Raw genomic sequence first — 19,343 nt, forward strand, 5'->3', positions numbered from 1 at the left:
CCACCCGGGCCGGCCGGGCCGCACGGGATCAGGGCAGCAGGTCGCGGACCACGGCGTCGGCCAGCAGCCGCCCGCGCAGGGTGAGCACCGCCCGCCCCGCCGCGTGCCCCGCCGGGTCCAGCAGGCCGTCGGCCAGCGCCCGCTCGGCAGCCGCCCGACCCGCCGGGTCGAGGGCGTCCAGCGGCAGGCCGGAGGCGAGCCGCAGCCGGAGCATGACGTCCTCCATGTGCGCCTCGCCGGCGGTCAGCACCTCCCGGGCCAGGCCCGGCGACTCCCCGGCGGCCAGGCGCTTCGCGTACGCCGTGGGGTGCTTGACGTTCCACCAGCGCACCCCGCCGACGTGGCTGTGCGCCCCCGGGCCGAGGCCCCACCAGTCCGCGCCGGTCCAGTAGAGCAGGTTGTGCCGGCACCGGGCCGCCTCCGAGCGGGCCCAGTTGGAGACCTCGTACCAGGAGAAGCCGGCCGCGCCGAGGGCGGCCTCCGCGGCCAGGTACCGGTCCGCCGCCACGTCGTCCGACGGGTACGGCAGCTCGCCGCGCCGCATCCGGGCGGCGAGCCGGGTGCCGTCCTCCACGATCAGGGCGTACGCGCTGACGTGGTCCACCCCGGCGGCGACCACCTGGTCGAGGCTGGCGGCGAAGTCCGCCGCGCTCTCCCCCGGCGTGCCGTAGATCAGGTCCAGGTTGACGTGCTCGAACCCGGCGTCGCGGGCCTCCAGTGCGGCGGCGACCGCCCGGCCGGCGCTGTGCCGGCGATCGAGGATCGCCAGCACCCCGGGCGCCGCGGACTGCATGCCCAAAGAGATCCGGGTGTAGCCGGCCGCGCGCAGGGTGCGCAACGACTGCGGGGTGACCGACTCGGGGTTGGCCTCGGTGGTCACCTCGGCGTCGGCGGCCAGCCCCCAGGTGCGGTCGATGCCGTCCAGGATGCGGGCCAGGTCGTCGGCGGGGAGCAGGGTCGGCGTGCCACCGCCGACGAAGACGGTGTCCACCCGGGGCGGCGGGGTGTCGCCGAGGACCCGGGCGGCCAGCGCCAGCTCGGCCGGCACGGTGTCGGCGTACGACTCCCGGTCGGCGCCGCCGCCGAGCTCGGCCGCCGTGTAGGTGTTGAAGTCGCAGTAGCCGCAGCGGCTGGCACAGAACGGCACGTGGACGTACACGCCGAAGCCGCGCGCGCCGACCGCGCGCAGGGCGGTGGCGGGCAGCGACCCGTCGACGGGGACGGTCTCGCCTTCTGGAAGGACGCCGGGCATGGCCACTAGTGTGCCCGGCATGACCTCTCCCGACCGCCTCGTGCGGGCCGCCACCGCCCGCGGGGTGACCACCCTCACCCTGGACAGCCCGCACAACCGCAACGCGCTCTCCACGCCGCTGATGACCGAGCTGCTGGCCGGGGTCGCCGCGGCGGTCGCCGACGACGCCGTCCGGGTGATCGTGCTGGACCACACCGGGCCGGTCTTCTGCTCGGGCGCGGACCTGAAGGAGACGGCCGCCGCGTACGCCAGCGGGAGCGTGCCGGCCGGGATGCTCGGCGACGTGCTGGCGGCGGTCTGGGAGTGCCCGAAGCCGGTGCTGGCGAAGGTGGCCGGGCCGGCGCGGGCCGGCGGGCTGGGCCTGATCGCGGCGGCCGACCTGGCGGTCTGCGCCGAGGAGGCGACGTTCGCCTTCACCGAGGTGCGGATCGGGGTGATCCCGGCGGTCATCTCCGCCACGGTGCTGCCCCGGCTGCACCCGCGCGCGGCGGCCGAGCTGTATCTGACCGGGGACACCTTCGACGGTCGGCGGGCCGCCGAGATCGGCCTGGTGACCGCGGCGGTGCCGGCGGACGGGCTCGACGCGGCGGTGGAGCGCTACTGCGCTTCGCTGGTGCGCGGCGCGCCGGGGGCGCTGGCCGGGGCGAAGGGCCTGCTGCGCCGCCCGGCCCCCACCGACCTGCGCGGCGAGATCGCCGAGCTGTCCGCCCTCTCCACCGGCTACTTCCTCTCCGAGGAGGGCCGCGAGGGTGTGCTCGCCTTCCGCGAGAAGAGGAACGCCGCCTGGGTGCCGGTGGATTAGGCGCGTTTCCTTCCTTTGCTCCCGAAAATGTGAACCGGTCGGCCGACCCGGCTCGCCTTTTCGGGCACGTACGCTGGGGATGACCGTGAAACAGGAGGTGCGGGTGCGAAGTCGGGCAATTGTCGCAGTCGGTGTCGTGTTCGCGGTCGTCGCTCTTCTCGGGGTCTGGGTCGTCGTCCGTCAGCTCGGCGGCGAGCTCCGGCTCCCCGTGGCCAGCCGTACCTGCACCGTCCAGGCCGACGGCACGGTGCTGCTCGACGCCGACCAGATGGCGAACGCGGCGACCATCGCGGCGATCGGCATCCAGCGGCAGATGCCCGAGCGGGCGGTGGTGGTCGCGCTGGCCACCGCGTACCAGGAGTCGGGCCTGCGCAACCTCTCCGGCGGCGACCGGGACTCGATCGGCCTGTTCCAGCAGCGGCCGAGCCAGGGCTGGGGCACCCCGCAGCAGATCCGCGACCAGCGGTACGCGGCCAACCGCTTCTACGCCGCGCTGAAGAAGGTGCGCGGCTGGGAGGAGATGCGGGTCACCGACGCGGCCCAGGCGGTCCAGCGGTCGGCTTTCCCGACGGCGTACCAGAAGTGGGCGGACGAGTCCGAGGTGCTGACCCGGGCCCTGCTCGGCGAGGCGACCGGCGCGGTGGCCTGCACGGTGAGCCGCACGCCGGTCATGCGGGGCGAGGCGGCCGCGGCGGCGCTGACCCGCGGCCTGACCCTGGACTGGGGGCTGCCGGGCACCGGCACGGTGGCCGCCCTGACCGGGCTCACCGTGCCCGCCGCCGACCGTCGCGACGGCTGGCGGTACGCCCACTGGCTGGTGTCGCACGCGCCCGACCACGGGGTGAAGCGGGTCCGCTTCGCCGGCCTGGAGTGGACCGCCGAGGACGGCACCTGGGCCAAGGTCTCCGACGGCCGCCCGGCCGACGGCCAGGTGCTGGCGGAGGTCTTCGCCGAGGGGTGACCCCGGCACCTCGCGGCCCGGCCAGGACGCCGGCCCAACGGTGTGGCCCGCCCGAGGCCCCACCGGGTCAGGGGCGGCTGCCGGCCACCCGGCGACGGACCTTCTCCATGACCGACTCCGGCAGCTCCGCGGCGTCCAGCAGCCGGGGCAGCAGCTCCGGTTCGAGGTTCATCGCCCGGAACACCTCGCCGATGGTGACCCCGTGCGCGGGCCGGTCCACCAGCTCGACCGGGTCGCCCGCGCCGACCTCGCCCTCGCGCAGCACCCGCAGGTACGCCCCGGGCGCCGCCCGCACCGTGAACCGCTTGATCAGGTCGGGTACGCCCCAGAACCCGGCGAAGGTGGTGCAGGGGGTGCGCGGCTTGGTCACCTGGAGCACGGCCGAGCCGATGGCCCACAGCTCGCCGATGACCGCCCCGGTCACGTCCACCGCCGAGGTGGTCAGGTTCTCGCCGAACCCGCCGGGCGGGACGGTGCGCCCCAGCTCCGCCGACCACCACTCGGCGTCCTCCCCCGCGTACGCGTAGACCGCCTGGTCGGGGCCGCCGTGGTGGGCCCGCTCGCCGATGAAGTCCCCGGCCACCCCGTCGGCGCGCAGCAGCACCGGGACGTCGACCGGTCGCTTGTCGATGCCGGTGCGGCCGCTCGCGTCGCCCGCCCACTCCGCCTCGGTCACCACGCCGAGGTTCGCCGCCGCCAGCCTGCCCGTCATGGCGCAGAGCCTAGCCGTGGACGCCCGGTCCGGGGCACCCGCCGATCCGCCGTCGGCTCAGCCCTTGACGGCGCCGGTCGACCCTCGACGAGCGCGGGGCTAAGCCCTTGACCGCGCTGCTCAGCCCTTGACGGCGCCGGCGACCAGCCCGGAGACCATCCGGCGCTGCACCAGCAGGAAGAAGACGACCACCGGCAGGGTGAACAGCGTCGAGGCGGCCATCACGGACCCCCACGCGGTGTCGTCCCGGCCGAAGAAGAAGGTCATCGCCACCGGCAGGGTGTACTTGTCCTGGTCGTTGACGAAGGTCAACGCGAAGATCAGCTCGTTCCAGGCGGTGATGAAGGAGAAGATGCTGGTCGCGACCAGGCCCGGTGCCACCAGCGGGAAGAGGATCCGGCGGAAGATCTGGGCCCGGCTGGCCCCGTCGATCGCCGCGGCCTCCTCCAGCTCCTTGGGCACCGCGGCCACGAAGCCGCGCAGCATCCAGACCGCGAACGGCAGCGAGAAGCCGAGGTAGGTTAGGATCAGGCTGGGCAGGGTGTTGTAGAGACCGAGCCGCTGGATCATCAGGAACAGCGGGATGACCAGCGCCTCCAGCGGGATCATCTGCACCACCAGCAGCATGATCAGGAAGCTGGTCCGGAGCGTGAACCGAAACCGGGCCACCGCGGTGGCCGCGAGCAGCGCGACCAGGCCACTGAGCAGCACCGTGCTCACCGCCACCAGGGCGCTGTTGAGGAAGAAGTCGGCGAACGTCACGCCCGGGATCAGGTTGCCGGTGAGGATCTCCCGGTAGTGCTCCAGGGTCGGTTCGGCCGGCACCGGCCGGGGCGTCGACGAGAAGATCTCCCGGTTGGGCTTCAGCGACGTGGCGACCATCCAGTAGACGGGGAAGGCGGCGAAGAGCGCCACCAGCAGGCCCGCGCCGTTGAGGGCGATCCGCTTCACCACCGCGCCGCGCCTCACGCGTCCTCCTCCTGCTTGAGCACCATGCGGACGTAGAGACCGGTCACCACCAGCAGGATCAGGGTGAGGATGACCGCGATCGCGGAACCCACGCCGTACTTGGGCGGCGGCGAGAAGGCCTCGGCGTACGAGTAGATGGAGAGCATGAACGTCGGCCGGTCCTGGGTGCCGCCGGCGAGCACGAACTGCTGGGTGAAGACCTTGAAGTCCCAGATGGTGCTGAGCACGATCAGGATCCCGAAGACCGGCCGCAGCAACGGGAAGGTGATCTTCCAGAACACCTTCCACGGCCCGGCCCCGTCGACCCGGGCCGCCTCGTGCAGCTCGCTCGGCACGCTCTTGAGCCCGGCGAGCACGCTCACCGCGATGAACGGGAACGAGTGCCAGACCACCACCAGGGTGAGGATGGCGAAGAAGAGCAGCGGCGAGTTGAACCAGCCGTACCCGGTCCAGTCGCTGCGGCCGAAGAGCGTGGTCGACAGCCCGTCGGGCAGCTTGTTGAACAGCCAGGTGACCAGCCCGCTGGTGTCGTCGAAGATCCACTTCCAGACGATGGTGCCGGTCAGCGCCGGGGTGGCCCAGGCGAGCATGACGCAGCTCGCCACGAAGGTGGCCATCCGCCGGCCGAGCCGGTTGAGCAGCAGCCCGACCAGGGTGCCGAGGATCATCGTCAGCACGACGTTCGCGGCGGCGAAGAGCACCGTGTTGCGCAGCACCGTACGGAAGAACGGGTCGCCGAGGATCTGGGTGTAGTTGCCCAGCCCCACCCACGGCCACTCGCGGTCGCCGCGCAACTGCCGGACGCTGTCCAGCTTGTAGAACGACATCGCCACCACCTGGCCGAGCGGCCAGAGCAGCAGCACCCCGATGACCACCAGGCAGGGCAGCAGGAGCAGGTACGGCAGGCGGTCCACGCGGGGCCGCCGCCGTGCGGAGGTCTTCCGCACGGCGGCAGTCCCGGTGTTCTTGGTCAGTAAGCTCACTTCTTGTTCAAAATGCCTTCCATCTCGGCGGCGGCGTCGGCGGTGGCCTGCTCGACCGTCTTCTGACCCTTCATCACCGAGCTGTTCATCGCCTGGGTCACCGTCTTGGTGCGGCTGACCTCCACCCACTTCGGGGTCAGCGGGGTGACCTTGGTGTTCTGCATGGTCGTGGCGAACGCGGCCATGATCTTGTCGCTGGCGTACTCGCCACCGCTGACCTGGTCGGAGTACACCGGGAAGAAGTTCAGGCTGCTGGCGAAGGTCTTCGCGTTCTTCTTGTTCAGCAGGACGGTGAGGTAGTCCCACGCCAGGTCCTGCTTCTTGCTGTCCTTCCAGAGGGCGATGTCGGAGCCGCCGGCGAACGCCGGGGCCGGCTTGCCGTCCGGGCCGGGGATCGGGAAGGTGCCCCAGACCTTCTCGATGTCGGGGTTGTCCTTCTTGATGGCGCCGCCCTGCCAGCTACCGGCGAAGGCCATCGCCGCCTTGCCGGTGGCGAACTGGGTGCGGGCGTCGATCTCGTTCCAGCCGGCGGCGGCCGGCGGGGCGACCTTGTGCACGGTGACCAGGTCGGTCCAGAACTTGACCGCCTTCTGCGCCTCCGGCGTGTTGTAGCCGGACTTCCAGGTGCCGCCCTGGTTGGTGGCGATCTCGCCGCCGGCGCCCCAGAGGAACGAGTAGAAGGGCAGCTCGGAGTTGCCCGGCAGCGCGATGCCGTAGGTGCCCGGCTTCTTGGCCTGCACGGCCTTGGCGGTGGCGACCAGCTCGTCCCAGTTCGTCGGCGTCTTAACGCCGGCCTCGGCGAACCAGTCGGTGCGGTAGTAGATGGCGCGGACGCCGGCGTACCAGGGGACGCCGTACTGCTTGCCGTCGAGCTGGGCGTTCTTCACCAGGTCGGGCAGGATGTCCTTGCTCTCGGCCCAGCCGGACATCTTCCCGGTGACGTCGGCGAGCGCCTCCTGGGCCGCCCAGCCCTGGGTCTCGGTGTTGCCCAGCTCGGTGACGTCCGGCCCCTCACCGCCGGCGAGCGCCGCCTGGAACTTCTTCGGCGCCTCCAGCCAGGGGATGTACTGGACGACCACGTCAGTGTCGGGGTGCTTCTGCCGGAACTCGGTCTCGACGCCGTCGAGGAACTTCGTCTGGGCGTCGCTGCCCTCGCCCATCATCCAGACCGTGAGCTTGCTCTTGTCGGCCGCTTCGTCGTCGCCGGAGCCCCCGCAACCGGCGAGCACCATCGCGGCCGAGGCCACGACGGCGGTGACCGGAGCCAGCCGCTTCCACCTGTTCACGCCACTTCTCCCTCGCGCCGTCTGGCAGTAACCTTCTCTGCCGCACCCTAGTAGGAAAAATTCCTTTACGACAGGGGCGGGTTCCGGGCGAGGCGACGGTACCGCAGCCGGCGGGTCGGGGAGCAGACCCGTTCCGGGTACGCGGACGGGCGCCCGACCTTGAGGTCGGGCGCCCGTCGAAGAGCGTTGTCGCTGCTTACTGGTGGGTGACGCCGCGGCGACGACCCACGCCGGCCACCAGGGCCACGGCGATGGCGGCCAGCACGACCTGCACCAGCAGTTCCATCCAGTCGATGCCGGCGGTCTCGGTGGCGATGCCCATGGCCCGCGCCAGCACGGTGCCCAGCAGGGCGGCGCCGATACCGATCAGCATGTGCAGCCAGATCGGCATGTTCTGCCGGCCCGGCACGAGCAGGCGGCCCAGCGCGCCGACGATGAGACCGACGACGATGGCGGTGATGATGCCCCAGACGGTGAGCTCCACGACCGTCCTCCTTCTGTAGGTATGACACACGATGTGTGGTTCTTGGCGTGATCGATAAGGTTCCCGATCCCGCGATTTTCCAAACCGACTCCGGGAACGATCTGGTCGAGACTCGCCGTGACCTGCCCTTTCGTCGCAGCACTGTCAGGCTTCGGCAGCCGACGTGAGTTGGGCGTCGGCCGGATCCGGGCGCAGACGCGAGCGGGCGCCCGCCCCCGAGGGGTACGGGCGCCCGCCGAGCGTGCGCTGCGCTGGATTACCGGTGCGTGACGCTGCGGCGACGACCCACGCCGGCCACCAGGGCCACGGCGATGGCGGCCAGCACGACCTGCACCAGCAGTTCCATCCAGTCGATGCCGGCGGTCTCGGTCGCGATGCCCATGGCCCGCGCCAGCACGGTGCCCAGCAGGGCCGCGCCGATACCGATCAGCATGTGCAGCCAGATCGGCATGTTCTGACGGCCCGGCACGACCAGGCGGCCAAGAGCGCCGACGATGAGACCAACAACGATCGCGGTGATGATGCCCCAAACGGTGAGCTCCACGGTCGCCCTCCTTCTGAAGATTGAGTCACACGGTGTGTGTGTGGTTCCTGTCGTGACCGCTAGATTCCCGACCGTCCGAAAATCCAAACCGACTCAGCGAAACAGCTGTCGCCCCCCGTCGATACGCGACCCCCGCGTCGATTGCCGCGCAGCACAGCAAAGCCGCAGCTCAGGCCGCATGGGCCGACACCGGGCGGGGCCGCCGCGGCCATCGGAAATTTCCCGGGTACGGCCCGGCGGCGGGCACGCGAAACGGCCGGCACCCCCGCGGGAGGATGCCGGCCGTCAGCCGTCGCGCTACTTCTTGCCGGGCGCCTTGGCGTCGCCGGAGTCGGAGGAGAGGGCGGCGATGAAGGCCTCCTGGGGGACCTCCACCCGGCCGACCATCTTCATCCGCTTCTTGCCTTCCTTCTGCTTCTCCAGCAGCTTGCGCTTACGGCTGATGTCACCGCCGTAGCACTTGGCGAGCACGTCCTTGCGGATCGCCCGGATGGTCTCCCGCGCGATCACCCGGCTGCCGATGGCGGCCTGGATCGGCACCTCGAACTGCTGGCGCGGGATCAGGTTGCGCAGCTTGGCCGCGATGGTGACCCCGTAGTTGTACGCCTTGTCCTTGTGCACGATCGCGCTGAACGCGTCCACCGGCTCGCCGTGCAGCAGGATGTCGACCTTGACCAGGTCGGACGCCTGCTCGCCGGAGGGCTCGTAGTCCAACGAGGCGTAGCCCTTGGTGCGGCTCTTCAACTGATCGAAGAAGTCGAAGATGATCTCCGCGAGCGGCAGCGTGTAGCGCAGCTCCACCCGGTCGGCGGAGAGGTAGTCCATGCCGAGCAGGCTGCCCCGGCGGCCCTGGCAGAGCTCCATCACCGCGCCCACGTAGTCGTTCGGGGTCAGCACGGTGGCGCGCACGACCGGCTCGTACACCTCGGCGATCTTGCCGGTGGGGTACTCGCTCGGGTTGGTTACGACGATCTCCTGGTCGTCCTCGGTGATGGCCCGGTAGACCACGTTCGGCGCGGTGGAGATCAGGTCGAGGTTGTACTCCCGCTCCAGCCGCTCCCGGATGATCTCCAGGTGCAGCAGGCCGAGGAAGCCGCAGCGGAAGCCGAAGCCGAGCGCACCGGAGGTCTCCGGCTCGTAGTCGAGCGCGGCGTCGTTGAGCTTGAGCTTGTCCAGCGCCTCACGCAGGTTGGGGTAGTCCGAGCCGTCGATCGGGTAGAGGCCCGAGTAGACCATCGGCTTCGGGTCCTTGTAGCCACCGAGGGCCTCCTTCGCCGGCCGCGAGTTGATGGTGACCGTGTCACCGACCCGGGACTGGCGGACGTCCTTCACGCCGGTGATCAGGTAGCCGACCTCGCCGACGCCGAGCGCCTCGGCCTTCACCATCTCGGGCGAGATGACGCCGATCTCCAGCAGCTCGTGCACGGCACCCGTGGACATCATCTTGATCCGGTCGCGGGCGCTGATCCGCCCGTCGATCACCCGGACGTAGGTGACCACGCCCCGGTAGACGTCGTACACCGAGTCGAAGATCATCGCCCGGGCGGGCGCGTCGGCGTCGCCGACGGGCGGCCGGAACTGTCGGACGATCTCGTCGAGCAGGTACGGCACGCCCTCGCCGGTCTTGCCGGAGACCTTGATGCAGTCCGCCGGGTCGCCGCCGATCAGGTGGGCCAGCTCCTCGGCGTACTTCTCCGGCTGGGCGGCCGGCAGGTCGATCTTGTTGAGCACCGGGATGATGCGCAGGTCGTTCTCGAGCGCGAGGTAGAGGTTCGCCAGCGTCTGCGCCTCGATGCCCTGCGCGGCGTCGACCAGCAGCACGGCACCCTCGCAGGCGGCCAGCGAGCGGGACACCTCGTAGGTGAAGTCGACGTGGCCGGGGGTGTCGATCATGTTGAGCACGGCCTGCTCGCCGGCCCGGTCGCCCTCGCGGATGGTCCACGGCATCCGGACGGCCTGGCTCTTGATGGTGATGCCGCGCTCGCGCTCGATGTCCATCCGGTCGAGGTACTGCGCCCGCATCTGCCGGGGGTCGACCACGCCGGTGAGCTGCAACATCCGGTCGGCCAGGGTCGACTTCCCGTGGTCGATGTGGGCGATGATGCCGAAGTTCCGGATGCGGCCGGGGTCGGTGGCACCAGGAGCGTTCGCGCCGGGATCGAGCTTCGGTGGCACAGCGGTCCGTTCTGGTCGGCTGACGTGAGCGGGCCGGCGCGCCGCCGGCCCCCTCTATGCTCCCACGTCGCTCCGGACGCGGTCCGATCACACCTGGGTGCCGCGGCTCACCGCCGGGCGGTCCACCCCCGGCCTTCCCCGGCCGAGCCGGGTCACTCCTCCCACGGCCCGCCCGCCGGTCGCTCAGCCCGGCGGCCTCCCCCGGCCCGGCCGGATCACTCCTTCCACGGCCCGCCCGGCCCGTGCCGGCGCTCGGCCCGGCGGCCACCCCCGGCCGGGCGGGTCACTCCTCCGGCGGCTCCACGAAGAGCGCCGCCAGCCGGGGCAGCCGGCGCCGGGCCTCGTCCTCGTCGTCGAAGTCCCAGAATTCGTTGAGGTCGGGCACCGCGACCGGGTCCCGCTCCGCCGGCAGCTCGGTCGCGGTCGCCTTCCGGTACGCCTCCCACGGCACCGCGAGCATGTCCTCGCACTCGAACTCCTCGCCGCTGAGCGCGGCGGACCGGACCCGGGGCAGCTCCGCCAGGGAGTCCGGGTCGGCCACCGCCCGGGCGAACACCGCCCGGCCCTGGGTCATCAGCCAGCCCCGGAAGTACTCGAAACCGTCGTCCGAGGCGCCCCCGTTGATCAGGTAGGCCGCGCCCCAGAGGTCGACCCGGTAGGAGGCGGACAGCACCCGCTGCTGGTGGCGCGCGTACCCGACGATGTCCTCCGGGTCCCGCTCGGCCAGCAAAGCGACCGCGCGGGCGGCGACCGCGTCGCCCTCTCCCCCGGCCCCGGCCCGCGCCTCGTCGATCAGCTGCCAGAAGTCGTCGGTCCTCATGGCCTGGCAGTCTCCCAGACCCGCTCCCGGCGGCGATCCGGCAGCGGGAACATGGCGGCGAGTCGCGGGTACCGGCGGGCCAGCTCGGCCCGGTCGCCGAGATCCCACCGCTCGTCGGCGGGCTCGGGCGAAGAACTCAGCTCCCGCCCCCGGGCCTCGACGGCCTCGTCCAGGCCCTCCTCCTCGCCGGTGACCCGCTCGTACGCCTCGTCCGCGACGTAGTCCAGGCACTCCCACTCCGGCCACTCGTCCTCCGCCCACTCGCGCGGGTGCCGCCCCGCGAGACGACGCACCTGCGGGACTTCGGCGAGCGCGTCCGGGTCGTCGGCGACCCGCTCGAAGGCCACCCGGCCGAGCCCGACCAGCCAGGCCTGGAAGTAGTGGAAGCCGTCGTCGGAGCAGAGGCCGCCGCAGATCAGCAGCGCCGCGCCCCAGTGCCGCCAGGTGTCGACCCGGCCCCGCAGCTCGTCGAGCCGGACGGCGAAGTCCACCGCCTCGCCGGCGGGCCGCTCGGCCAGGCGGTCGGTGAGCCAGGTCAACCGCTCGTCAGGGATGGCGGTGACGGCGGCAGACCGCTCGATCAACGCCCAGAACTCGTCCATGCGCACGGGGCGGATGCTGCCAGCGCGGTACGACAGGAAGCCGGGACGGGCCGCGCGGCTGGGCGGGGGCGCACCGGCAGGGCAGCATGGTGGGCGTGCCCGCGCTCCCGCCGCCCCCGGTGCCGTACCACGCCACCGCCGTCCGGCCGGACTGGTCAGCGCTGCCCGCCGGGCTGCGCGCCGCGGTGGCCGCCCGGTTCGGCGCGCCGGTGGCGTCGGCGCGGACCGCGACAGCGGGCTTCACCGGCGGGTTCGCCGCCCTGCTGACCGGCGCGGACGGCCGCCGGATCTTCGTCAAGGCCGCCGACCTGACCCACCAGCGACGCCTGGCCGACTGGTACGCCCGGGAGGCGGCGGTCCTCGCCCGGCTCCCGGCCGGCCTGCCGGTCCCCCGCCCACGCTGGGCGCTGACCGCGTCCGGCTGGTACGCGCTCGCCCTGGACGCCGTCGACGGCCGCACGCCCCGGCTGCCCTGGGACCGGACCGAGCTGGACGCCGTGCTCGCCGGGTACGCCGAGCTGGCCGCCGCGCTGGCCGACCCGCCCGCCGAGCTGCTCGCCCTCGGCCTGCCCCACCTGGCAGACCTGGCCCGCGACGACATCCTGTGGTGGGGCGAGGTGGCCGCCGGGCGCGAACCGGTGCCACCGATGCCGGCCGCCGCGCACGGCCGCCTGCCCGAGCTGGTCGCGCTGGAGTCCCGGCTGCCCGGGTACGCCGCCGCCGGCCACGGCCTGGTCCACGGCGACCTACGGGTGGACAACGTGCTGCTCGACGCCGGCGGGCGGGCCTGGTTCTGCGACTGGAACTGGATCTGCCACGGCCCCGCCTGGTTCGACCTGGCCGGCCTGCTGATCACCGGGTACGCCGACGGGCTGCCCGTGGACGCGATCTTCGCCGGCCATCCGGCCGCGGTCGGCGCCCCGCCGGACGCCCTCGACGTGACGCTGGCCGCGCTGGCCGGCTACTACCTCACCTCCGCCGCCGCCGGCCCACCACCGGCCCCACCCGCCCCGCGCCCCGCGCCGGCGGTCTCCCCGCACCTGGGGGCGCACCAGCGGTTCAGCGGGGAGCAGGCGCTGCGCTGGCTGGCTGCCCGGCGGGGCTGGAGCTGAGTCGTTTTGGCTCGTCCCGGCCGACCTGGTAACCTGGCTCTTCGCGCAGCGATGACGCCTGCTTGTCGCGCGCAGAAGCAGACCAAACCGAGCTATCAAGACGAGGCTGTCGCGTGGCGAACATCAAGTCCCAGATCAAGCGCAACCGGCAGAACGAGAAGCGCCGGCTGCGTAACAAGTCGGTCAAGTCGTCGCTGAAGACCGCCATCCGGAAGTTCCACGAGGCTGCGGAGGCCGGTGACGCCGAGAAGGCCACCGTTCTCATGCGTGACGCGGCCCGCAAGCTGGACCAGGCCGCCAGCAAGGGCGTCATCCACGCCAACCAGGCGGCGAACCGGAAGTCGGCGATCTCGAAGCGCGTCGGCTCGCTCTCGGCCTGACCGAGCGACCCCAGACCTGACCTGAAGCCCCGGGCTACGCCCGGGGCTTCAGGCTGTCTGTGTTCCGGCGGCCGGTTGATCGACTCCATTCCGCCGACATGGCGGCATCCGGACCCCGCGACACCACCATGTCCCGTACCTGGAGCTGGTCGCGGGCGACCGCGGGCCGGTCAGGGTCGGTCGACGGGATCGCCGGTCGGGCCGGCGGGTCCGCGCGCTCCCCAGGGCCGGTCCGACGTGCCGTGTCGCCAGGCGGGAGCACCGGGCGGTTCGGTGGCGACCACCATGCCGGGCAGAGTGCGGGGCACCCGCGCCCGCCCGACGACCGGCTCCATCTGCCGCCGGAACCGGTCCCGCTCCTGCTCCGGCACGAGCGCCGCCGAGCGGACGACCCGCTCGGCCACCATGTCGTTGAGCTTGACCATCAGGGCCACGGCGGCGGGCAGCACCACCACGGCCCACCAGCTCACCAGCTCGGCCAGGGCGAGCAGCACGGCGAGCGCCACCGCGCCTTCGAAGAAGAGGAAGCAGAGCACCCCACCCGGGTTGACGACGCGCAGTCCGAGCGCCCGGGCGTAGAGCGGGCGGTACCGCTCGTCCTCGCCGGGCACGGTGCTCCACGCCATCCGGGTGGGGCGGGTCACCGGGCGCCGCCCCGCCGGGCGGCCGCGACGGAGAAGACCGCCTTCTCCAGCGCGTACGCCCGGTCGTCCGCGCCGCCCTTGACCGCCGCGTTGCACTCGGCGGCCGCCCGCATCGCCTCGACCAGGCCCTCCGGCGTCCAGCCCCGGGCCCGTTGCTGCGCATTCTTGATCTTCCAGGCGGGCATGCCGAGGGTGCTGGCGAGCTGGTACGGGTCGCCCCGGCCGGCGGCGGCGACCCGGGCCACGGTGCGCACCCCGTCGGCGAGGGCGTCGGCGATCGGCACCGGGTCGACCCCGACGTGCAGGGCCCAGCGCAGCGCCTCCAGCGCCCCCGGGACGTCGCCGATCATGGTCGCGTCGGCGACCGTGAAGCCGGTCACCTCGACCCGGCCCCGGTAGTACCGGGCCACCGTGTCGGCGCCGATCCGCCCGTCGGTGTCGGCGATCAGCTGGGAGCAGGCGGCGGCCAGGTCCCGCAGGTCTCCGCCGACGGCGGCGATCAGCGCCTCGGCGGCGTCCTCGGTGCACTTCCCGCCGCCCCGGCGGATCTCGTCCCGAACGAACGCCACCCGATCCCGGTGGGCCTTGAGCTTCATCGCGGGCACCACGGTGGCACCGGCCGCCTTCAGCCCGTCGGCGAACGCCTTGCCCTTCGCCCCGCCCACATGCAGCACCACCAGATGGACGTCCGGGTCCGGGTTCTTCGCGTACGCGAGCAGCGCGGTCGCGAGATCCTTCCGGGCGTCCTGGCCGGCCCGGAGCACCAGCACCCGCCGCCCGCCGAAGAGCGAAGGGCTGAGCATCTCGGCGATCTCGCCGACCGTCAGCGACCCGGCCTGGTACTCCCGGACGTCCACGTCGGCGTCGACGCTGCGGACCTTCGCCACCGCTTCCGTCACCGCGCGCGTGGCGAGCAGCTCCTCGTCGCCGAGGACGAGCAGAATGGGAGGAAGGCTGGCGGCGGTCACGCCGCCCATCTTGGCACGGTCCACCGCGGGATCGTGCCTGGTCATGGGCGGCTGTGACGGCGGACCCCGCACTCAGCGCAAATCCAGACATTTACGTTAATGCAGGCTCAGCCCCACAATGCGCCTCGATCCGGCGATCCCCTCGACCCGGTCACCGTCGTCCCGGCGCAACTCCCCGCGTCACCACCGCCAGGCCGTGCCGACCGGTCACCACCGCCACGTCCCCGTCCGTGTCGGTACGCAGCACCCGCACGCCGCTACGGGCCAGCCGGGCCAACACCGACGGGCTGGGGTGCCCGTAGTCGTTGTCGACGCCGACCTCGACCAGCGCGACGGCGGGCCGGACCGCGTCGAGGAACGCAGGATCCTGGTACGCGCTGCCGTGGTGCGCGACCTTGAGCACCACGGCCCGCAGGCCGGCGGGCGGCACCCGGTCCAGCAGGGCGCGCTGCTCCTCGGTCTCGGCGTCCCCGGCGAGCAGGATGCGCACCCCGGCCACGGTGGCGCGCAGCACCAGGGAGTTGTTGTTCGGGTCGGACCGGGTGCCGTGCAGCGGGTACGGCGGACCGAGCGCCACCAGCTCCACACCGCCCGCCCGGTACGACCAGCCGGCCGCGGCAGCTCCGAGTACGACGGCGCCGGCCGCCGCGCCGGCGACGAGGGCACGCCCGGCCGCCGGCTCGGCGAGCCCCGGGGTACGCACCTCGACCACGCGCCGCCCCCGGAAGACCCCGGCGACACCGCCCACGTGGTCGGCGTGGAAGTGGCTCACCACCAGCAGCGACACCTCCCGTACGCCGAGCCGGCGCAGGCAGCCGTCCACGGCGGACGGTTCCGGGCCGGCGTCGACCACCACGGCCCGACCGGCCGCCACCGGCAGCACCAGCGCGTCGCCCTGGCCCACCGCGCAGCCGACGACCACCCAGCCGGACGGCGGCCACCCGCTGGCGAGGATCCGGACGGGCAGGGTCCCGAGGATCACCGCGGCGGTGCCGACCGCCACCAGCCGGCGCACCACCGGCCGCCGGGTGGCGAGCAGCAGCGCCACGGTCAGACCGGCCAGCAGCAGCGCACCCGGCACCCCGCCGGGCCAGGGCAGCGTGCCCGCCGGCAACCGCGCACCGACCCGGGCGACAGTCACCAGCCACCAGGCCGGCCAGCTCGCCAGCCAGGCGGCGAACTCCGCGCCGGCCGGCCAGACCGGCGAGACGGCGGCGGCCAGCACCCCGAGCACCGTGGCGGGCGCGATGGCAGGCACCACCAGCAGGTTCGCCGGCACCGCGACCAAGCTGACCGTGCCGGAGATGCCGGCCACCACCGGCCCGCAGGCGAGCTGCGCCGCCGCCGGGACGGCCAGCGCCTCGGCCACCCCCGCCGGTACGCCCCGCCGCCGCAACGCGTCCCGCCACCTCGGCGCCAGCAACAGCAGTCCTCCGGTGGCCAGCACGGAGAGCGCGAAGCCGGCGTCCCCGGCCAGTTCAGGGTCCGCCAGGACCAGGACAGCCACCGCGGCGCTCAGCGCGGGTAGCGCCGCCCGGGGCCGCCCGGCGGCCAGCGCGGCCAGGCCGATCGCGCCCATGGTCGCGGCCCGTACCACGCTCGGTGAGGGGCGGACCAGGATCACGAAGCCGACCAGGGCCAGGCCGCAGAGCACGGCGGCCACGGCCGGGCCGGCCCGCGCCCAGCGGACCAGGAGCAGCACCGCACCCACCACGATCGCCACGTTGGAGCCGGAGACGGCGTTGAGGTGCGTCATGCCGGTGGCCCGGAAGTCCTCCTCCACCGTGGCCGGCAGGCGGCTGGTGTCCCCCACCACCAGGCCGGGAAGCAGCCCGCCCTGGTCGTCCGGGAGCGGGGCGCAGGCTCGTTGCAGGCCGGCGCGGAGCGTACCGGCGGCCCGCTGGAGCCACGGCGGTGGTCCGTGCGCCGCCGGCGGGCCCGGCACGATCAGCACGGCGGCGGTCAGGTCTCCCCCGCGCGGCGCGGTCAGCCGCCCCTCGGCGGTGAGCCGCTGCCCCGGCAGCCGCCCCCGCCAGGCCGGGTCGGTGGCCAGCACCAGCACCCGTGCCGGGGCGCTCACCCGTCGGCCGTCGGGGTCGGTGAGGTAGATCAGCTCGGCGGCCACCAGCAGCGTCGCAGGCCGACCGGGAGCGCCGCGGATCGGACGGGGATCGTCGCGGAGCACCAGCTCGGCGGTGACCCGGGCCCGCTCGTCGACCAGCGCGCGCAGCGGGGCGGCGTCGCGGACGTGCAGGCGGGCGGCGGTGGCGCTGGCGCCGCAGACCACCCCGATCAGCACCGCGACGGCGATCCAGCCGTAACGGCGGACGGGCCCGGCCGGACGGCCGAGCACGCCGAGCAGGTGCGCGGCCGCCAGGGCGGCGAGACCCGCGGCGGTGGCGGCGAGCAGCGCCGCCGTCGGCGCGGTGAGGTGCAGGCAGACCAACGCGGCCAGCCACGCCGCCACCGCCAGGCCGGCGAGCCTCAGGTCCGGCGGCTCGCCGGACGACTGCACACCGAAGGTCGAACCACCGGCGCGATCCGTCCGGTGCCCGGCCACGCCGGACATGGCATCCGTTCCCCGGCTCACACCGTCACCAGGTCCTTGAGCTGTTCGTAGCGGGCGTCGCCGATGCCCTCGACCTGGCGCAGGTCCCCGACCGAGCGGAAACCGCCGTGCTGGTCGCGGTGGGTCAGGATGCGCTGGGCGAGCACCGGACCGACCCCGGGCAGCCCGTCGAGCTGCGCCAGGGTCGCGGTGTTGAGGTTGACCAGGCCGCCCGGGACGGCCGGGTCACCGGCGGCCGGCGGCGCGGCGGCGCCGGGCTGGCCGGACGGCGCGGCGACCCCGACCAGGATCAGCTCCCCGTCGGCCACCTTGCGGGCCGGATTGAGCAGGGCCACGTCCACGCCGGGAAGCGCGCCGCCGGCCGCCTGCACCGCGTCGGCGACCCGCGCGCCGGCCGGCACCCGGACCAGGCCGGGCCGGCGTACCTTGCCGGCGACCGCGACGACCAACTCGCCGGGGGGAGTCACGGTCGCCTCGGGGGCGGTGGACACCTCGGGCGCGGCGACCGACGCCGCCGGGCGGACCGGTTCGGCCTGCGGCCGGGACCGCCAGGCCCAGAAGCCGGCCCCGAGCACCACGAGCGCCGCGCCGGCGGCCAGCGCCCGGACGCCACGGCGACCCGGATCAAAGGCCCCAGGGCCGGGCAGCCGGGACGGCGGGGCGACAGTGAGAGCATCCTCGGCGGGTAGCGGCATCCCGTGATCGGCCTCGCCGACGGGCGTCCGCGGCCGGCCAGACAGGGACGGCGGCGCGGCGACGTCGGTGGACGGGCGAAGCGGGACAGCAGAAACCGAATCGGCGACCGGAGCGGACTGGAGCGCCGGAGCCGGTTCGGCGGGCGGGACATGCGCCGCCTCACCCCCGGACGGCACCGCCGGGACCAGCCGGAACAGCCGCTGTCGCACCATCGTCTCCTCGTCACGTGACACGCGGCGAGGCTAGGAGGGAAAGGGCCCGCGCTACCGGCCGACGGTCACGACCTGTGGACGAGGCAGAGCCCTGTGGACAACGGCCTGATCATGCAACATCGTGCTATGTGAAGCGCGGTGACCAGCTACCACGCGGGCCAACTCGCCAGCCAGGCGGCGAACTCCACCAAAGTCTCTGGTTCGACCCGAGTCGATCTACGGTAGCCTCGCCGGCATGGGTGCGACCTGGTCTACGGTGAAGCGGCTCGGCCTCTTGTGGATCGTTGCAGTGCTGCTCCTTGTGCTGTTTGCGCACGGATTGCGTGCCGAGTACCTCCCGATCGAGGCGCTCACCGTCACCGTCTGGGCGGCGCTTCTCGGCCTGGGCGCGTTCCTGGCGAACCGGATGGTGAGGCGGGGGCACGCCAAAGGCGCCATCGTGCTGCTCTGCGTCGCGACCCTGGTCGCCAGCGACGTGGCGGTCGTCGTCGATAGTGCGTTGATCTACGACGTGGCCGGTTACTGGACGCTCAACGATGGTGTCGGGCTGCCGTATCCGTCCGCGCCGCTGTGGTACCCGGCCTCGCTGCTGCCGTCGATGGACATCCTCGGCGTCGATCAAACGACTATCACCGCAGGCGACGTCGAGTGGCAGACGGAGCACGTCGCTCCTGTTGCCGCAGTGCTGACCATCGCGTCAGCCGCCTTCAGCGCTCCCGTGGTGCGGGCGCTGTTCGGAAGCCGGCAGGCCGGCCCGGGGCTCCGACCGGGACGGGCCAGTTCATAACTCTGTCGACGGCCACCGGGGAAGGAGTGGTGGATGCCGCCCACCCGCCCGGAGATCCTGGTTGAGCTGGAGCTGTGCGGGTCGACCGGCCGGCCTCCTACTTCTGGAACATGACGGAAGCAACATCCGCCATAACGCCTAGAGCCCAATCGAGCTGACGACAGTTGTCCCGATCCCGGCACTCGAGGCATCCCCCTGCTCGCCATGGCTGGTCAAGTGCCCGGCTCCAATGAGCGTCGATGATCCTCATCATCGCGAACAGCTCATCTGCGGAAGTGATGTCGCCGTCATCCATCGGCACGCCGGGCACCTTCCGTCACATCACGATGAAGGCCCGCCCTGGGGGCAGAGTCCGTGCGTCGTGCTCCCCAGAGCGGGATGGCCC

Annotated in this window: 19 protein-coding genes; 5 read left to right on the top strand and 14 right to left on the bottom strand. The window is 73.0% G+C overall.

The window, feature by feature from the left end; translation table 11 throughout:
* Positions 1 to 28: 28 nt before the first annotated feature.
* Positions 29 to 1,252, bottom strand: coding sequence for a radical SAM family heme chaperone HemW (hemW, locus tag ACTWM8_RS23840; protein WP_446214648.1), 1,224 nt, complete (start codon positions 1,250 to 1,252; stop codon positions 29 to 31).
* Positions 1,253 to 1,271: 19 nt separating this feature from the next.
* Between hemW and ACTWM8_RS23845 the strand changes: the two genes are divergently transcribed.
* Complete coding sequence (locus ACTWM8_RS23845; RefSeq protein WP_446210971.1) at positions 1,272 to 2,054, top strand: enoyl-CoA hydratase-related protein; 783 nt, start codon at positions 1,272 to 1,274, stop codon at positions 2,052 to 2,054.
* 97 nt (positions 2,055 to 2,151) lie between these two features.
* Entirely contained in the window at positions 2,152 to 3,015 is an 864-nt protein-coding gene (locus ACTWM8_RS23850) for a hypothetical protein (RefSeq protein ID WP_446214649.1), read from the top strand.
* A 67-nt stretch (positions 3,016 to 3,082) separates the two neighbouring features.
* Here the strand turns inward: ACTWM8_RS23850 and ACTWM8_RS23855 are convergent, their stop codons facing one another.
* The 9 genes from ACTWM8_RS23855 to ACTWM8_RS23895 all read right to left on the bottom strand — a co-directional run bounded on the left by ACTWM8_RS23855 (position 3,083) and on the right by ACTWM8_RS23895 (position 11,590).
* Complete coding sequence (locus ACTWM8_RS23855) at positions 3,083 to 3,727, bottom strand: MOSC domain-containing protein (RefSeq protein ID WP_446210972.1); 645 nt, start codon at positions 3,725 to 3,727, stop codon at positions 3,083 to 3,085.
* A gap of 120 nt (positions 3,728 to 3,847) precedes the next feature.
* Positions 3,848 to 4,681 carry a carbohydrate ABC transporter permease gene (locus tag ACTWM8_RS23860; RefSeq protein ID WP_446214650.1) on the bottom strand — a complete coding sequence of 278 codons (834 nt, stop codon included), beginning with the start codon at positions 4,679 to 4,681 and terminating at the stop codon, positions 3,848 to 3,850.
* A gap of 11 nt (positions 4,682 to 4,692) precedes the next feature.
* Positions 4,693 to 5,679, bottom strand: a complete 987-nt coding sequence (locus ACTWM8_RS23865) for a carbohydrate ABC transporter permease (protein WP_179801357.1) — start codon at positions 5,677 to 5,679, stop codon at positions 4,693 to 4,695.
* Positions 5,676 to 6,965 carry a sugar ABC transporter substrate-binding protein gene (locus ACTWM8_RS23870; protein WP_446210973.1) on the bottom strand — a complete coding sequence of 430 codons (1,290 nt, stop codon included), beginning with the start codon at positions 6,963 to 6,965 and terminating at the stop codon, positions 5,676 to 5,678. Before ACTWM8_RS23870 ends, ACTWM8_RS23865 begins: the two co-directional genes overlap by 4 nt.
* 196 nt (positions 6,966 to 7,161) lie before the next feature.
* Positions 7,162 to 7,449 (bottom strand): GlsB/YeaQ/YmgE family stress response membrane protein, encoded by a 288-nt coding sequence (locus tag ACTWM8_RS23875; RefSeq protein WP_446210974.1) that lies wholly within the window; start codon positions 7,447 to 7,449, stop codon positions 7,162 to 7,164.
* Between the two features lie 256 nt (positions 7,450 to 7,705).
* The gene (locus tag ACTWM8_RS23880; RefSeq protein ID WP_210778207.1) at positions 7,706 to 7,993 is read right to left on the bottom strand and encodes a GlsB/YeaQ/YmgE family stress response membrane protein; all 288 of its coding nucleotides are present in this window, start codon (positions 7,991 to 7,993) and stop codon (positions 7,706 to 7,708) included.
* A gap of 297 nt (positions 7,994 to 8,290) precedes the next feature.
* Positions 8,291 to 10,168 (bottom strand): translation elongation factor 4, encoded by a 1,878-nt coding sequence (gene lepA, locus ACTWM8_RS23885; protein WP_446210975.1) that lies wholly within the window; start codon positions 10,166 to 10,168, stop codon positions 8,291 to 8,293.
* Positions 10,169 to 10,451: 283 nt separating this feature from the next.
* A complete protein-coding gene (locus ACTWM8_RS23890; RefSeq protein WP_446210976.1) occupies positions 10,452 to 10,988 on the bottom strand; it encodes a DUF4240 domain-containing protein in 537 nt (178 codons plus the stop codon).
* Positions 10,985 to 11,590, bottom strand: a complete 606-nt coding sequence (locus tag ACTWM8_RS23895) for a DUF4240 domain-containing protein (RefSeq protein WP_446214651.1) — start codon at positions 11,588 to 11,590, stop codon at positions 10,985 to 10,987. The genes ACTWM8_RS23890 and ACTWM8_RS23895 overlap by 4 nt, the downstream gene beginning before the upstream one ends.
* Positions 11,591 to 11,676: 86 nt before the next feature.
* On the opposite strand from ACTWM8_RS23895, the gene ACTWM8_RS23900 reads away from it, so the two are divergent.
* On the top strand, positions 11,677 to 12,702 hold the full coding sequence (locus ACTWM8_RS23900) for an aminoglycoside phosphotransferase family protein (protein ID WP_446210977.1): 1,026 nt from the start codon (positions 11,677 to 11,679) through the stop codon (positions 12,700 to 12,702).
* A gap of 113 nt (positions 12,703 to 12,815) precedes the next feature.
* Complete coding sequence (gene rpsT, locus ACTWM8_RS23905; protein WP_238450815.1) at positions 12,816 to 13,082, top strand: 30S ribosomal protein S20; 267 nt, start codon at positions 12,816 to 12,818, stop codon at positions 13,080 to 13,082.
* 170 nt (positions 13,083 to 13,252) lie between these two features.
* Here rpsT and ACTWM8_RS23910 read toward each other — a convergent pair whose 3' ends face one another.
* The 4 genes from ACTWM8_RS23910 to ACTWM8_RS23925 all read right to left on the bottom strand — a co-directional run bounded on the left by ACTWM8_RS23910 (position 13,253) and on the right by ACTWM8_RS23925 (position 18,192).
* Positions 13,253 to 13,708, bottom strand: coding sequence for a hypothetical protein (locus tag ACTWM8_RS23910; protein WP_446214652.1), 456 nt, complete (start codon positions 13,706 to 13,708; stop codon positions 13,253 to 13,255).
* 14 nt (positions 13,709 to 13,722) lie between these two features.
* Positions 13,723 to 14,703, bottom strand: coding sequence for a DNA polymerase III subunit delta (gene holA, locus ACTWM8_RS23915; protein ID WP_446214653.1), 981 nt, complete (start codon positions 14,701 to 14,703; stop codon positions 13,723 to 13,725).
* 142 nt (positions 14,704 to 14,845) lie between these two features.
* Positions 14,846 to 17,263 carry a ComEC/Rec2 family competence protein gene (locus ACTWM8_RS23920; protein WP_446210978.1) on the bottom strand — a complete coding sequence of 806 codons (2,418 nt, stop codon included), beginning with the start codon at positions 17,261 to 17,263 and terminating at the stop codon, positions 14,846 to 14,848.
* Positions 17,264 to 17,280: 17 nt separating this feature from the next.
* Positions 17,281 to 18,192: a helix-hairpin-helix domain-containing protein gene (locus ACTWM8_RS23925; RefSeq protein WP_446210979.1), complete on the bottom strand. Its 912-nt coding sequence runs from the start codon at positions 18,190 to 18,192 to the stop codon at positions 17,281 to 17,283.
* 214 nt (positions 18,193 to 18,406) lie between these two features.
* On the opposite strand from ACTWM8_RS23925, the gene ACTWM8_RS23930 reads away from it, so the two are divergent.
* Complete coding sequence (locus ACTWM8_RS23930) at positions 18,407 to 18,958, top strand: hypothetical protein (protein ID WP_446210980.1); 552 nt, start codon at positions 18,407 to 18,409, stop codon at positions 18,956 to 18,958.
* The last annotated feature ends 385 nt before the right edge of the window (positions 18,959 to 19,343 follow it).

The sequence above is a fragment of the Micromonospora sp. IBSANI012 genome, from assembly GCF_052814045.1.